This window comes from Mesorhizobium sp. M0030 (assembly GCF_040323695.1).
Taxonomy (GTDB): domain Bacteria; phylum Pseudomonadota; class Alphaproteobacteria; order Rhizobiales; family Rhizobiaceae; genus Mesorhizobium.
Map to the genome: position 1 here is coordinate 285,307 of NZ_JAMYVE010000001.1, position 13,900 is coordinate 299,206.

General features: G+C 63.4%; 14 protein-coding genes. 7 read left to right on the forward strand and 7 right to left on the reverse strand.

Annotation, left to right across the window (positions count from 1 at the left end; genetic code table 11):
- Positions 1-161: 161 nt before the first annotated feature.
- On the reverse strand, positions 162-956 hold the full coding sequence (locus tag NKJ80_RS01330) for a class II glutamine amidotransferase (RefSeq protein WP_023685116.1): 795 nt from the start codon (positions 954-956) through the stop codon (positions 162-164).
- Positions 957-971: 15 nt separating this feature from the next.
- Positions 972-1,226: a DUF6356 family protein gene (locus NKJ80_RS01335; RefSeq protein WP_023685117.1), complete on the reverse strand. Its 255-nt coding sequence runs from the start codon at positions 1,224-1,226 to the stop codon at positions 972-974.
- A gap of 113 nt (positions 1,227-1,339) precedes the next feature.
- Between NKJ80_RS01335 and NKJ80_RS01340 the strand changes: the two genes are divergently transcribed.
- The 6 genes from NKJ80_RS01340 (at position 1,340) to NKJ80_RS01365 (ending at position 5,930) form a co-directional block, all read left to right on the forward strand.
- On the forward strand, positions 1,340-1,810 hold the full coding sequence (locus NKJ80_RS01340) for an Lrp/AsnC family transcriptional regulator (protein WP_023672880.1): 471 nt from the start codon (positions 1,340-1,342) through the stop codon (positions 1,808-1,810).
- 85 nt (positions 1,811-1,895) lie between these two features.
- Complete coding sequence (dut, locus tag NKJ80_RS01345) at positions 1,896-2,381, forward strand: dUTP diphosphatase (RefSeq protein WP_023672879.1); 486 nt, start codon at positions 1,896-1,898, stop codon at positions 2,379-2,381.
- Between the two features lies 1 nt (position 2,382).
- A complete protein-coding gene (locus NKJ80_RS01350; protein ID WP_352461785.1) occupies positions 2,383-3,042 on the forward strand; it encodes an HAD family hydrolase in 660 nt (219 codons plus the stop codon).
- 176 nt (positions 3,043-3,218) lie between these two features.
- Positions 3,219-4,037 carry a hypothetical protein gene (locus tag NKJ80_RS01355; RefSeq protein ID WP_245274483.1) on the forward strand — a complete coding sequence of 273 codons (819 nt, stop codon included), beginning with the start codon at positions 3,219-3,221 and terminating at the stop codon, positions 4,035-4,037.
- 77 nt (positions 4,038-4,114) lie between these two features.
- Positions 4,115-4,918 (forward strand): isocitrate lyase/PEP mutase family protein, encoded by an 804-nt coding sequence (locus NKJ80_RS01360; RefSeq protein ID WP_023732504.1) that lies wholly within the window; start codon positions 4,115-4,117, stop codon positions 4,916-4,918.
- A gap of 13 nt (positions 4,919-4,931) precedes the next feature.
- A complete protein-coding gene (locus tag NKJ80_RS01365; protein WP_352461788.1) occupies positions 4,932-5,930 on the forward strand; it encodes a proline racemase family protein in 999 nt (332 codons plus the stop codon).
- A 5-nt stretch (positions 5,931-5,935) separates the two neighbouring features.
- On the opposite strand, the gene NKJ80_RS01370 is transcribed toward NKJ80_RS01365, so the two are convergent.
- Both NKJ80_RS01370 and NKJ80_RS01375 read right to left on the reverse strand, forming a co-directional pair.
- The gene (locus NKJ80_RS01370) at positions 5,936-6,637 is read right to left on the reverse strand and encodes a sulfate transporter family protein (protein ID WP_023690036.1); all 702 of its coding nucleotides are present in this window, start codon (positions 6,635-6,637) and stop codon (positions 5,936-5,938) included.
- Positions 6,638-6,834: 197 nt separating this feature from the next.
- Complete coding sequence (locus NKJ80_RS01375; RefSeq protein WP_023690035.1) at positions 6,835-7,737, reverse strand: DMT family transporter; 903 nt, start codon at positions 7,735-7,737, stop codon at positions 6,835-6,837.
- 215 nt (positions 7,738-7,952) lie between these two features.
- Between NKJ80_RS01375 and NKJ80_RS01380 the strand changes: the two genes are divergently transcribed.
- Positions 7,953-8,945 (forward strand): adenosine kinase, encoded by a 993-nt coding sequence (locus NKJ80_RS01380; RefSeq protein ID WP_023692653.1) that lies wholly within the window; start codon positions 7,953-7,955, stop codon positions 8,943-8,945.
- A gap of 71 nt (positions 8,946-9,016) precedes the next feature.
- On the opposite strand, the gene NKJ80_RS01385 is transcribed toward NKJ80_RS01380, so the two are convergent.
- The 3 genes from NKJ80_RS01385 to NKJ80_RS01395 all read right to left on the reverse strand — a co-directional run bounded on the left by NKJ80_RS01385 (position 9,017) and on the right by NKJ80_RS01395 (position 13,819).
- Positions 9,017-10,090: a sensor domain-containing diguanylate cyclase gene (locus tag NKJ80_RS01385; protein ID WP_023732507.1), complete on the reverse strand. Its 1,074-nt coding sequence runs from the start codon at positions 10,088-10,090 to the stop codon at positions 9,017-9,019.
- 124 nt (positions 10,091-10,214) lie between these two features.
- On the reverse strand, positions 10,215-12,494 hold the full coding sequence (locus NKJ80_RS01390; RefSeq protein WP_023685127.1) for an NADP-dependent malic enzyme: 2,280 nt from the start codon (positions 12,492-12,494) through the stop codon (positions 10,215-10,217).
- A gap of 143 nt (positions 12,495-12,637) precedes the next feature.
- Positions 12,638-13,819: a glycosyltransferase family protein gene (locus tag NKJ80_RS01395; protein ID WP_352496899.1), complete on the reverse strand. Its 1,182-nt coding sequence runs from the start codon at positions 13,817-13,819 to the stop codon at positions 12,638-12,640.
- Positions 13,820-13,900: the final 81 nt, after the last annotated feature.

Consider the following 13,900-nt stretch of genomic DNA (forward strand, 5'->3'; position numbering starts at 1 on the left):
TCTCCCCCACTTTGGGGGGAGATTGGCAGCTTTGGCTTCGGCGCCCCTTTTCCTGCGTTGAAAATTGGCGAAGGCCGCCGTGACCTCCAATCTCCCCCCTCGTGGGGGAGATGTCCGGCAGGACAGAGGGGGGCGCGAAGGAATGCGGCTTAGACTAGGGCCTAGACGACCAGTGCCAGCCTTGCCACAGCCGGCACGAACGGCCGAATGCTCATCCCATCGCCAGTGATCGTGACAAAACTCGCCGGCGGGATCGCCTGCCAGTCGCCGCCTTCGCGGTCGAAGGGTTCGGACACGATGCAACGACCGCCGTTGCGGAGCGACGTGTACAGCGTCGGTGCGTGGGCATCGCTTGCGTAGCGCACGGCATAGAGCGCGCGCCCATCGGAAAGGGCTGCAGTGAGTTTCAAGGCCGGTTCGAGACCGGCGTGGCGTGACGCCTCCAGAACCCGAGCGGTGGCGCGCGATACTGCCCCTTGCGGGTCGCCAGCAAGACCCTCGTCGATCATCAGCAGGAAAAACAATTCGGAATCGGTGGTGCCCTCGCGCTGGTCGAAGACGGCGTCAGAGAGCGAGTTCTCCAGCGCGCGGCGGATCTTTTCGAAGCCGCCGATCTGGCCGTTGTGCATGAACGACCAGTTGCCGGAGATGAAGGGATGGCAGTTCATGCGGCTGGTGGCGCCGCCGGTCGACGCCCTGACATGGGCGAGGAACAGGCCGGATTTGATCTGCCGGCATAGGCTTTTCAGATTGGGATCCGACCAGGCCGGCAGGATGTCGCGGTAGAGGCCGGGCTCGGGCCGGTCGCCATACCAGGCAAGGCCGAAACCGTCGCCATTGGTCGGCGACTTGGCTTCCTGGGCGCAATGGCTCTGGGCGATCAGCGAGTGGCAAGGTGCGGTGACGACGTCTTCGAGGAAGACCGCTTCACCCAGATAGGCCGCCCATCGGCACATGGCTTCTAACCAATCCTAGGCGCGATCCAAGAGAGCCTGGGGCTCCTTGACCGCGTGCGAGCCTCTGTTGTGCGTCCGCTCGTAGAGTTCGCGAACGATTCGGCTTGCCGTAGTTTCGAAGAGAAACGGCAAGAAAGCGTGAACGAGTGCCGCACCAGCGGCCATCAGGAGGCGCGAGCAGAACCAGGCGGCAAAGGCCATATGGCTGAAATAGGTCTCGCCCACCTTGGCCGGGTGAGAGGTGAACAGCTTCGAAAACAGCGTCGTCATGGTGATCCCTCCTGCCGGGATAAGCCCCGATGTGGGTATCCTGCCACGGGGTAAAGGTTCATCGGTCTCAATTTGTCCTTGTCTAACGCCGTGGTTCGGGACATTCATCCCACATGGCGCTTGAATTTGATGAAATCGACCGAAGATTGCTGGCCGAGCTGCAACGCGACGGCACACTATCGGTCGATCAGCTCTCCGAAAAAGTGTCGCTGTCGCGCAACGCCTGCTGGCGCCGGGTCAAGCGGCTGGAAGAGGACGGCGTCATCACCGGACGGGTGGCGCTGGTCGATGCCGACAAGCTCGGGCTCGGACTTTCGGTGTTCATCCTGATCCGCACCTCCAATCATGACCCGGACTGGCTGCAGAAGTTCCGTGCGGCGGTGACCGGTTTTCCCGAGATCACCGGGGTCTATCGCATGTCCGGCGATCTCGACTACGTGCTGCGCGCCCGCGTCGCTGACATGAAGGCCTATGACCGGCTCTATCAGCGGCTGATCGCCAAGGTGGCGCTGTCGGACGTTTCGGCCTCCTTCGTCATGGAGGAGATCAAGGAGACGACCGTCGTTCCGATGGAATTGCGCTAGGTCACACTGACGCCTGAAAGAAAGCCGTTGATAGGCCTGCGGACGAGTTGACCGAATCGCCGTTCGCGCCGATAGGATCGATTTTATGCGCGCAGCCTTCCAAAATTCCTCCGTCATTGGTCCCACTGTCGGCTTCGTCAGGTTGCCGCATGGAGATGGACTTCCCCTTCCCGCCTATGAAAGCACCGGCGCCGCCGGCATGGATCTGCGCGCCGCGGTGCCGGAAGACCGGCCGCTGCTGATCCTGCCTGGCAAGCGCGCCTTGGTGCCGACCGGTCTGATCCTGGAAATTCCCGAAGGAATGGAAGGCCAGGTGCGGCCGCGCTCCGGCCTTGCCTTCAAGCATGGGCTGACCGTCCTCAATTCACCGGGCACGGTCGACAGCGACTATCGCGGCGAGGTCAAGGTGCTGCTGATCAACCTTGGCGACGAGGATTTCGCGGTGACGCGCGGCATGCGCATTGCCCAGATCGTCTTTGCCGCGGTGACGCAGGTGACGGTTGAGGAGCGCTCGCTGGCCGGCGCCACGACGCGCGGCGCGGGCGGGTTCGGATCGACCGGCACCGCCTGAAATGAGCATACCGAAACTGGTCATCTTCGACTGCGACGGCATCCTGGTCGACACCGAGAACCTTGCCAACCGGCGGCTTGCCGAGTGGTTTGTTGCCGCCGGTTATCCCACCACATTCGAATATTGCCGCAAATATTTTTCCGGCCGCAGCATGGCTTCGGTGCAGAAGGAAATCGAAGAGACGACCACGGTGCGGCTCGGCGCCGATTTCGTAGATCGCTGGAATGCCGGCCTGCCCGATCTGTTTGCGCATGGCGTCGAGGCGATCCCCTACGTGCGCGACTTCATCGAGGCGGTTCGCGCGGCCGGCATTCCCTATTGCGTCGCCACTTCCGCGCGTATCTCGAAGATGCACATCACGCTCGGCCAGACCGGGCTGCTGCCGCTGTTCGAGCATGCCATGTTCTCTTCGACCATGGTCAGCCGCGGCAAGCCGTTCCCGGACCTGTTCCTGCATGCGGCAAAGACCATGGGTTTTGCGTCGGCCGACTGCATCGTCATCGAGGACAGCGTTGCCGGCACGCAGGCCGGCATTGCCGCCGGCATGCGTGTCTATTCCTATCATGGCGATCCCTATTCCGACCGCGATGGCCTGGCCAGCGCCGGCGGCGTCCTGTTCGACGACATGCGCGAACTTGCCGGGCTGGTGCCGATCCACTGAAGCTGTGTTAGGTTCCGCGCGGCCAGCCTGAGGCACCCATGCCAACGAACCTGCTTCGCTCCATCCTAAAGCGTTTCACCGTTTCATGGAAACGGCGAACCGCTCTATCTTTTTGTTTTGTCGCAATTTCCGGCCGGAAAACCGCACACACTTTTCCTGAAATTGCTCTAGCGCTTGTGCTGCTGCCGTGGCTTTGGACCGCAGCCGGCGCGCAAGCCGTCAGCTTCCCGGAATTCGGCAGCGCCATCCCCGGTCACATGGATGTGACCTATCTGGACCTCGCAAGGATGGTCATTCCCGGCCTCGCAGGTGACAGCAACGGTTTCTACCGGGGTGGATTGCCGATCGAGATGCGCCACATCGAGGGACCGGATGGCGGCGGTTCGCCGCCTGAGACATCGGGCCTCTCCAACGCCGGCGTGCTCGCCATCAAGGCCGGGGGTAAGGACCGGCTGGCGATGCTCTACGACCTCGGCGACTCTCCCGACAGCGCCGAAGGCTATGCCGTGCTGGCGCTCTACGACATCACAGACAGGCCGAAGCTGCTCGACGTCGTCAATGTCGCGCTCGACCGCGGCACCTATTTCCGTGAACCGGGCAAGCTTTCCGTTGGGCCGAACGACGACATTGTGATCACCATGAGCGCGCATTTCAATTCAAGCCAAAACTACGCGATCACGCCGCTGATCATGGTGCGCGACGACAAATTCCAACTGATCGACATGATCTTCACCTTCGATGAGAACCTGTGCGCCTACAGCCGCAAGCAGGATGTTGCTTTCCAGACGATCGCTGACGGACAGCCTTATGCCGCGGTCAAAGTGACGGTGACCGACGCCACGGTGCTCAACGGCGAGAGCTGCGACGACCAGCCGCCCAAGCCTGAAGCCCACACAATTTCCGTTACCTATCATTGGGACAAGAAGACGTTGCACTACGTCAAGGATTCCGATGCGCTGGACAAATTGGCAGGAGAGAACGCCAAACGCTTCTGAGCCAACCGCATTTGTTTGCCCGGTGCATTGCTGCACGATAGAATCTGCCGGCATTTCCGCATCTGAAGGGAGCACTCATGGACAAGGGCAAGATCTTTCGCGACCTGCACGCCTCGACCTTCGTCATGCCCAACCCCTGGGATGTCGGCACGACCAAGCTCCTGGCCTCCTTCGGCTTCAAGGCGCTGGCGACGACCAGCGCCGGTTTTGCCTTCTCGCGCGGCCTGCCCGATGGCGCAGTGACCTTCGAGGCGATGATCCACCATTGCCGCGAGCTGACGGCGGCGACCAGCCTGCCGGTGTCGGCCGATCTCGAGAAAGGCAAGGGCGACAGCGCGACGAGTGCCGCCGAGACGGTTTTTGCGGCCGAAGCGGCAGGTCTCGCCGGCTGCTCGATCGAGGACCATACCGGCGATCCCGACAAGCCCATCTATGAGTTTTCACACGCCGTCGAGCGCGTTGCAGCTGCTGCTGAGGCCGCACGGGCGCTCAAGCATGATTTCGTCTTCACCGCACGGGCCGAGAATTTCCTTTGGGGCAAACCGGATCTCGACGACACGATCAAGCGGCTGCAGGCCTTCGAAAAGGCCGGCGCCGATGTGCTCTATGCGCCCGGCCTCAAAGATGTCGAGACCATCCGGAACATCTGCTCGGCGGTGAGCAGGCCGGTCAATGTCATGGCACTCCCGGCCTTCACCATCGCCGACCTTGCCATGGCCGGGGTCAAGCGCATCTCGCTCGGTCCGTGGCTGACCAATTTCGCCTTCGGCATGCTGGAAACCGCGGCGCGCGAGATCCAGCAGGACGGCACGTTCGGCTTCACCCGGGCCGCCATCCCGTTCGGCAAATTGCAGGCGCTGTTTTCCAAATCCTCAGGCTAGGGGGTCCCGGCGCATGACGCTCACCGTCGTCGACATGCACACCGGCGGCGAGCCGCTCAGGATCGTCACCGGCGGCTATCCAGACATTCCCAAAGGCACGATCCTGGAAAAGCGCGCCTATGTGCGCGACCACCTCGACCATTTGCGCAAGCTGCTGGTCTTCGAGCCGCGTGGTCACTACGACATGTATGGCGCGCTGCTGGTGGAGCCCGACCTGCCCGGCGCCGAGCTGGCCGTGCTGTTCATGCACAACGAGGGCTATTCGACGATGTGCGGCCACGCCATCATTGCGCTTGGCCGCTACGCCGTCGACGAAGGCCTGGTGGCGAAACAGGAGCCAATCACCATGGTCAACATCGAGGCGCCGTGCGGCTTGGTCGTCGCTTCGGTGGAGGTCAAGGACGGCAAAGCGGGATCGGTGTCGTTCGAAAGCGTGCCGGCCTTTCTGTTTGCCCATGACCAACAAATCGAATTGGGGGGATACGGCAAGATTGCGTTCGACATCGCCTATGGCGGCGCCTTCTACGCGCTGGCCGACTGCCATCAATTCGGCCTGGAGTTCGGCCGCAGCCGGGTGCGCGATTTCGTCGACGCGGCAACCGCGCTGACCGAGCGGCTGAAGGCGGCGTTCCCTCTATCGCATCCCGACCATGCCGATCTCGCTTTCCTCTACGGCACCATCCTCACCGATGGACACGATGCGTTCTCCGGCAAGGCAACAAAAAACATCTGCGTCTTTGCCGATGCCGAGGTCGACCGCTCGCCGACCGGCTCCGGCGTCACCGCGCGGCTGGCGGCAATGCATGCCAAGGGTGAGATCAACCCTGGTCAGGAGCGGTCCTTCGAAAGCATCGCCGGCTCGCGCTTTTCCGGAGCGGTGGCGCGCACGACCATGGCCGGCCCGCATGATGCGATCATCGCCCGCGTCGGCGGCCGCGCCTACTATTCGGGCCGGGCGGAATTCACCGTCGAGCCGGATGACGAATTGGGACGCGGTTTTCTTCTGCGTTGATAGGCCTATCGCCCGGCGCTCTCCCGCGCGCCGACCGCCTTGTGCAGATGCACCATCATGGCGGCGGCAAAGAGCGGCGTCAGCAGGTTGAGCAGGGGCACGGCGAGGAAGGCAGCAATGAGCAGCCCGGCCAGAAACACGGTGCCGGCATGTTTCCGGCGCAACGCCCTCGCCTCGTCTTCCGGGCGGAAGCGCATGGCGGCGAATTCGAAGAATTCACGTCCCAGCAGATAGCCGTTGACGATGAAGAAGGCGGCGATGTTGACGCCCGGAACCAACAGAAGCAGCAGGGCGACGATGTTGCCCAGGATGACAACGCCGAAGAATTTCACCGACAACACGAGCGAGCGCAGCGCCGGCATGGCGCGTCCGACGGGATCGGCCGGATAGTCGGTGCGCTCGACCACTTCGGCGATGTCTTCGAGAAACAGGCCCGCCACGATTGCCGTCACCGGCGCGATCAGCAGCGCCATCCCGAAGGCAAGCGCGATGGCAGCGATGATGCCGCTCAGCCATCCGGCCCAGGACGGCAGGCCGGGCAGCAAGGAGTGAACCCATGGCAGGGCCAGCCAATCGACAAGCCCGGTCAAGACGAACCACAACGCGACCAGCGCCAGGACGGTCAAGCCCAGCGTCTTCAGGAAAACCGCGCGGAATTCGGGAGAAAACAGCCGGCTGAAGGCGGCGCGGGCAGCGTTGAAGATCACGGCGTTTCACCCCCAGGAACGAACGGATATCTCCGACATAGGCTGAGACCCTGTCAGCCGCAAGCCTGCTGGAGCGGGCGCAATTCCGGACGGGAACTAGAGCATGATCCCAAAAAGTGGGTACCGGTTTTTGGAAAAGATCATGCTCCAACAAAGGGTTAGATCATGATGAGATTTCAACCAAATCTCATCACGATCTAGCGCGCCAGCGCCCGGGAGCGGGCTGGGATGGTCATTGCCGCAACGCCGGCGACGACGCAGCCCATGCCCCAGAAAGCTGTCGGCCCAAGGCTCTCGCCGAGGAACACGACGCCGATGCCGACGCCGATCGGCACGCGCAGATAGGCCTGCGACGTCGTGCCGACCGAACCAAGCGTGTGGATGAGGCGGAAAAAGATGCAGAAGGCCAGCGCCGTGGAGAACACCGACAATGCCAACAAGGCCAGTATCGACGCCATTGAAGGCGACAGGGTCCACGGGCGGTCGAAGGCCAGGCTCAAGGGGACGAGGATGACCGCGCCGCACAGCATCGAGCCGGCGGCCGGCAGCATCGGGTCGAGTCCCCTAAAGCCGCGGCCGAAAATGGCGGCGCCGGCATAGCAGACCGTGGCGGCAATGACGGCAAGCTGCGCCCACAATTGATGGCCGAGCCCGCCAAGCGCCTGGGTGCCGACGATCAGGCAAATGCCGGCAATGCCGGCACCGACACCGAACAGCTTGCGTGCGGTCACGGATTCATGGCGGGTGATAAGCGCGGTCAGCAGGAAGGTGAAGATCGGCGAGGTCGCGTTGAGAATGGTGGCCAGACCGGCGTCGATGGAGCGCTCGGCGGCGGCGATCAGCGTGAACGGCACGACGCTGTTGAGGCAGGCCTGGACCATGAACCGCCACAAGGTCGCGCTGTCCTTGGGCATGGCGAGGCCGCGCCAGCGGATCAGCGCGAGCAGGATGGCGCCGGCAATCAAGGTGCGGGCAGCGATGAAGGATATCGGCGGGATCGTCTCGACACCGATCTTGATGAAGGTATAGGACGCGCCCCACAGGGCGGCCAGCACGCCAAGCAGCGCCAGTTCGGTGGTCATGTCGGTCTTTGCTTGCATGCGGGTGCTTCCAGCGCTTGATTTGAAGCCAAGCTTGTAGGCGACCCGGCGGTCAGATGCTTCGGCCACGGTCGAACTGTGATGGAGCCTCGTCCCAGGCGCGCGCGCCGGCTTGGGCCGGCAAAGGATGGAAATCGGTTGCCATTTTTCGGGGTGATGCTGTAGACCCGCCCGGGCGCGGCAGAAAGCCGGCAGGTTCCGAGGCGGAGACATTGATGCCGGATTTTGACGTGCTTTGCATCGGCAATGCCATTGTCGACATCATCGCCCAGTGCGACGACGCTTTTCTCGAGACCAACGGCATCATCAAGGGTGCGATGAACCTCATCGACACCAAGCGCGCCGAGCTGCTCTACAGCCGCATGGGGCCGGCGATCGAGGCCTCGGGCGGCAGCGCCGGCAACACGGCGGCGGGCGTCGCCAGCTTCGGCGGCCGCGCCGCCTTCTTCGGCAAGGTGTCGAACGATCCGCTCGGCGAAATCTACGCCCATGACATCCATGCCCAGGGCGTTGCCTTCGACACCAGGCCGCTTGAGGGACAGCCGCCGACGGCGCGCTCGATGATATTCGTCACCCCCGATGGCGAGCGTTCGATGAACACCTATCTCGGCGCCTGCGTCGAACTCGGCCCGGAAGACGTCGAGGCCGACAAGGCATCCGGCGCCAAGGTTACCTATTTCGAGGGCTATCTGTGGGATCCGCCGCGCGCCAAGGAGGCGATCCGGCAGACGGCGAAGCTCGCACACGAGGCCGGGCGCGAAGTGTCGATGACGTTGTCGGATTCGTTCTGCGTCGACCGCTACCGGGACGAGTTCCTCGAGCTGATGCGCTCGGGCACTGTCGACATTGTCTTTGCCAACAGCCACGAGATCAAGTCGCTCTACCAGACAAAATCCTTCGACGAGGCGCTGGCGGCTATCCGCAAAGACTGCAAGATTGCCGCCGTCACCCGCTCCGAAAAAGGCTCAGTGATCGTGCGCGGCGACGAGACCGTCACCATTCAGGCGACGACGATCCGCGAACTGGTCGACACCACCGGCGCCGGCGACCTCTATGCCGCCGGTTTCCTCTACGGCTACACCTCGGGGCGCAGCCTGAAGGATTGCGGCGATCTCGGCTCGCTGGCCGCCGGGCTGGTGATCCAGCAGCTCGGGCCACGGCCGCGGCAAAACCTGCGCAGCGCGGCCCAATTGGCGGGGTTGCTGTAGGGCCGTCTTTCGGCGCGCAGCGCCGAGCCAGATGAGGGGTTCCCGCCGGATCAGGCTGTCCGGCGCTCCGCTCAGGCGGTGCGGCGAAGGTCGTCGGACGTAGGCCCGGGTTCCAAAGCCCCGGCGGTGACCAGCCGGTTGCGGCCGCTCTTTTTGCCGATGTACATCAGTCGGTCGGCGAGCGTTATCAGCGCCTCCGAATCGGACGCTTCCGCCGGGTAGATGGCGACGCCAACGGTGCAACCAACATGGATGGCTCCATTCGGCGTCGGCACCTTGATCCGCAGCTTTTCCAGGATACGTTCGGCGACGCCCACGGCCTTCTGTCGGGCCCGGCTAGCCTCTCCTGAAAACAGGAATGCGAACTCGTCTCCACCGAGCCGCGCCACGAAATCAGCGCTGCGCAGGATGGTGCGAAGCTGACCCGCCACCTCCTGCAGCAGCGCGTCGCCGGCCTCGTGGCCGAGCGTGTCGTTGACCTTCTTGAACCTATCGAGGTCGATGAACAGCAGGCCGGCCGCCTGGCCGGTGCTGTCGCAGCGGTCGATCACCGACCTCAGCTCGTTGTGAAAGGCGCGCCGGTTGGGCAGGCCGGTCAATGCATCGTGGTTGGCCGAATGATCGCTCTGCTGCTTGGCCAGCTCGATCTCGCGCTTTTGTACGGAGAGTTCCTCATTGGCGGCCTTGAGTTCGAGCAGCAGTTCGGCATTGAGATCCTCGACTACCTTACGGTCGCTAATGTCGACGACGAAACCTTCGAGGAATTCGAGTTCGCCGGCACCATCCCAGACCCCGCCTCCGATCTCGCGCACCCAGAGCGGCTCGCCGACCTGTGGCACGATGCGGTAGTCGACGTTCCAGTTGCAGCGCGCCTCGAGCGCGGTATCGACGGCGGCATAGACCGCAGCGAGATCATCCGGGTGGATCGCCGAGACATAGTCGCGCACGGCATTTTGAATGAAGTCGCTCGGCCGATAACCGCTGACGGTTAAAATGCCGTCGCTGATGTAGAGCATGGTGTAGGACGCATCGTTGCGGCAACGGTAGAGATAACCGTCCATGCGGCCGGTGATGCTCAGCAGCGCATCCAGGCGCTCGTCGTGATAGACCCCCTGGCCGACCACAGATGCCGTGTCATGCTTCATGGCCGCACCCCCGTTTTGGCGGTCTGAGCGCGCCGCCAATGCCATAAGGCCATAGGGGGCGAGAACGTTCCCTATAGCAGCCGAATATTATCAATCTCTTATGCGTTGGCGATTTTGCCGCCAATCAGGCTCCCGCGCTATAGGCCGCGATCGCAGCCATGTTGACGATGTCCGAATCCTTGGCGTTGAGCGAGACGATCTGGACCGGTTTGTTCAAGCCGACCAGCAGCGGGCCGATGACGGTGGAGCCGCCGAGTTCCTGCAGCATCTTGGTCGAGATCGAGGCCGAGTGGAACGCCGGCATGATCAGCACGTTGGCCGGGCCGGTCAGCCGGATGAACGGATACTGCGCCATGGCACGGGCGTTCAACGCAACGTCGGCGGCCATCTCGCCGTCATATTCGAAATCGACGCGGCGCTTGTCGAGGATACGCACCGCTTCCTGCACCCGCTCGGAGCGTTCGCCCTGCGGGTGGCCGAAGGTCGAATAGGCAAGCATGGCGAGCCTCGGCTCGTAGCCCATGCGGCGGGCAAATCCCGCCGCCTCTTCGGCGATGTCGGCGATCTGTTCGGCATTGGGCATGTCGTGCACGGCGGTATCGGCGACGAGGACTGTTTTGCCCCGCGCGAGCACGATGGAGACGCCGATGACGCGGTGTCCGGGCTTGGCGTCGATGACGCGGCGGATATCGTCAAGCGCCGTGGAATAGTTGCGGGTGACGCCGGTGACGATGCCGTCGGCATCGCCCAGCGCCACCATGCAGGCAGCGAAATGGTTGCGGTCGTTGTTGATCAGCCGCTGGCAGTCGCGGAACAGGAAGCCTTTGCGCTGCATGCGCTCGTAGAGATAATCGGTGTAGATGCCGTTGCGGCGCGAAAGCCTGGCATTGATGATCTCGATGCCTTGCTTGTTCAGGTCGATGCCGGCGTGCCTGGCGTTTTCCTTGATTACATCGTCGCGGCCGAGCAGGATCGCGGTGCCGAGCTTCTGGTTCACATAGGAGACGGCGGCGCGCATCACCTGTTCTTCCTCGCCCTCGGCAAAGACGATGCGCTTGGGCTGGCGGCGGACGCGATCGTAGATGCGCTGCAAGGTCGAAGCGATCGGGTCGCGGCGGGCCGACAGCTCCTGCGCGTAGCGGTCGAGGTCGAGGATAGGCTTGCGGGCGACGCCCGACTCCATCGCCGCCTTGGCCACCGCGAGCGGGATGGCCGAGATCAGGCGCGGATCGAACGGCACCGGGATGATGTAGTTCGGGCCGAATTTCGGCCGGTTGCCCTGATAGGCGGCGGCGACATCGTCGGGCACGTCCTTGCGCGCCAGGTCGGCCAGCGCTCTCGCTGCGGCGATCTTCATGTCGTCATTGATGGTGGTGGCCCTGACATCCAGCGCACCGCGGAAGATGTAGGGAAAGCCCAGCACATTGTTGACCTGGTTGGGGTAGTCGGAACGCCCGGTGGCCATGATGGCGTCGGTGCGGATTTCGGCCACTTCCTCCGGCGTGATCTCCGGGTCGGGATTGGCCATGGCGAAGATGATCGGGTTCTTGGCCATCGACTGCACCATCTTGGTGGTCAATGCGCCCTTGGCCGACAGGCCGAGGAAGACGTCGGCGCCGTCCAGCGCCTCGGCCAGGCTGCGCGTGTCGGTCTTGACCGCATGCGCCGACTTCCACTGGTTCATGCCTTCGGTGCGGCCCTGGTAGACGACGCCCTTGGTGTCGCACAGGATGATGTTCTCGGGGGCAAAGCCCATCGCCTTCATCAGTTCGATGCAGGCGATGCCGGCGGCGCCGGCGCCGTTGCAGACCATTTTCGTGGTCTTCATGTCGCGGCCGGTGATCTCCAGCGCGTTGATCAGCCCGGCGGCCGAGATGATGGCGGTGCCGTGCTGATCGTCGTGGAAGACCGGGATGTCCATCAGTTCGCGCAGGCGCTGCTCGATGATGAAGCATTCCGGCGCCTTGATGTCTTCCAGGTTGATGCCGCCAAAGGACGGCCCAAGAAAGCGCACGCAATTGATGAACTCGTCGGCATCCTCGGTGTCGACCTCGAGGTCGATGGAATCGACATCGGCGAAGCGCTTGAACAGCACCGCCTTGCCTTCCATCACCGGCTTGGAGGCCAACGCGCCGAGATTGCCGAGGCCGAGAATGGCGGTGCCGTTGGAGATGACGGCGACCATGTTGCCGCGCGTCGTGTAGTCGAAGGCGCGGCTGGGGTCTTCGGCAATGGCCAGCACAGGAACCGCGACACCCGGCGAATAGGCGAGGCTCAGATCGCGCTGCGTCGCCATCGGCTTGGTGGCGACGATCTCCAGCTTGCCGGGGCGGCCCATAGCGTGGAATTCCAGCGCCTCCTCGGCGCTGACGGAGGGGCCGCTGTTTTCGGTTTTCTTGGCCATGATGCTTTTGATTTCCTCGCCGGTGCCGCACCCTTGAGACGGGTGCGTGTTTTTGAAACTTCTGAATCAAGGCTACACGCCACCGCTGTAAACCGCCAAGCAATCTTCACGCCCGCAGCGAAATCTCCCGAGGTCGAACGGCGTCACGTCGGCTCTGGCTCGCTGACGAAGGCAGCGATTTCGCGCACCGTTCCCCGACGCATCATGCCGTCTGTGCCGGGGAAAGGCCAAGTCTCGATGGGTGGCGCACGGCTTCCCTTGCGCCGCAGCAATGCAGTCAGGAACGCCATGAGCTCGATGCGCTGGGCGTGAACCTTCTCCAGCGTGCGGCGGCGGATGTGCTGACGCGTTATGGCACGATCTCGCAGCGTCTCGACGGCGCGGCGAATGGCAGCCGGTTCCGGATCGGCGACGATGCAATAATCCGGATCGAAATAGACGTCGCGACCGCCAAGGCTCGGCGTACTGACGATCGGCAGGCCGGCCATCAGATATTCCATCGAGGAGTACATCGCTCCTTCCACGGCCGACAGGCACAGCCCGACGGCGGCCTGGTTGTAGACGTGGTTGACCTGTTGCGCCGTCAGCTTGCCCGGCCAGCCGTCGACGAGCGGATTGGCGATCTGGTGGAGCGGCGAACGCGCCTGCAGTCGCCGAACAAAGGCGCGGGCGGCAACCGGCGGCAATTCGCCGATCGAATAGGTGATGTGGGCCAGCCGCTCTATGTCGAAGGCCAGGTGATGGCGTTTGATCGGCGAGATGCGGCCATTGTAGACCGCGTCGAATTCGACCGGCACGTCCGGCAGCGGCCGGAATATATCCTCCGACACCATCAGATTGTGGTTGGAGAAGATGGCATTGCCGCCCGCAGCCGCGACGAGACGGCGCTCTTCCTCGGTGTTGCACAGGAAGATGATTTCGTGCAGCGGAAACCGGCCGGCATACCAGGCGAGATCGCGGCCCATCCGGGCGATGACAGCCGGCCGCTCCATGGTCCAGGTCTGCATCGTCAGGAAGGTGACGCGCCGTCCCGCCAGGCGCCGGCCAAGGGCCGCCAGCGGATAGAGCGGACGGGCTCCGCCAATCGGGACATAGAGCACCAGCGGGTCGCGGCTGAGCACATGCAGCGACATCTCGATCCCACCATCGAGATCGGACAGCGGTCCGTGTTTCGGCAGGAGGAAGGGAACGCGTTTGCGCACCGACCCGCGCAGCTTGCTTTTGGTCCGATGCACGCGCCGCGCCGCCAAAAGCAACAGGCGCGTACCGGTCGATCCAGCTGGACCGACCAGTTCCTCGAACCCTTCCTGCTTGTCCTGATCCATGCCGCCTATCCCGCCAGGGCGATCATAGGGTCTGGTTGTCGCCCGATGCAACCAACGGCTTCACCCGGCGTAGAGGGAGCA

What these genes read in the sequence shown, in the direction of transcription:
- NKJ80_RS01395 (WP_352496899.1), bottom strand. Translation starts at nt 13,819, where the DNA reads ATGGATCAGGACAAGCAGGAAGGGTTCGAGGAACTGGTCGGTCCAGCT.
- NKJ80_RS01350 (WP_352461785.1), top strand. Translation starts at nt 2,383, where the DNA reads ATGAGCATACCGAAACTGGTCATCTTCGACTGCGACGGCATCCTGGTC.
- NKJ80_RS01390 (WP_023685127.1), bottom strand. Translation starts at nt 12,494, where the DNA reads ATGGCCAAGAAAACCGAAAACAGCGGCCCCTCCGTCAGCGCCGAGGAG.
- NKJ80_RS01365 (WP_352461788.1), top strand. Translation starts at nt 4,932, where the DNA reads ATGACGCTCACCGTCGTCGACATGCACACCGGCGGCGAGCCGCTCAGG.
- NKJ80_RS01360 (WP_023732504.1), top strand. Translation starts at nt 4,115, where the DNA reads ATGGACAAGGGCAAGATCTTTCGCGACCTGCACGCCTCGACCTTCGTC.
- NKJ80_RS01330 (WP_023685116.1), bottom strand. Translation starts at nt 956, where the DNA reads ATGTGCCGATGGGCGGCCTATCTGGGTGAAGCGGTCTTCCTCGAAGAC.
- dut (WP_023672879.1), top strand. Translation starts at nt 1,896, where the DNA reads ATGCGCGCAGCCTTCCAAAATTCCTCCGTCATTGGTCCCACTGTCGGC.
- NKJ80_RS01385 (WP_023732507.1), bottom strand. Translation starts at nt 10,090, where the DNA reads ATGAAGCATGACACGGCATCTGTGGTCGGCCAGGGGGTCTATCACGAC.
- NKJ80_RS01380 (WP_023692653.1), top strand. Translation starts at nt 7,953, where the DNA reads ATGCCGGATTTTGACGTGCTTTGCATCGGCAATGCCATTGTCGACATC.
- NKJ80_RS01375 (WP_023690035.1), bottom strand. Translation starts at nt 7,737, where the DNA reads ATGCAAGCAAAGACCGACATGACCACCGAACTGGCGCTGCTTGGCGTG.
- NKJ80_RS01335 (WP_023685117.1), bottom strand. Translation starts at nt 1,226, where the DNA reads ATGACGACGCTGTTTTCGAAGCTGTTCACCTCTCACCCGGCCAAGGTG.
- NKJ80_RS01340 (WP_023672880.1), top strand. Translation starts at nt 1,340, where the DNA reads ATGGCGCTTGAATTTGATGAAATCGACCGAAGATTGCTGGCCGAGCTG.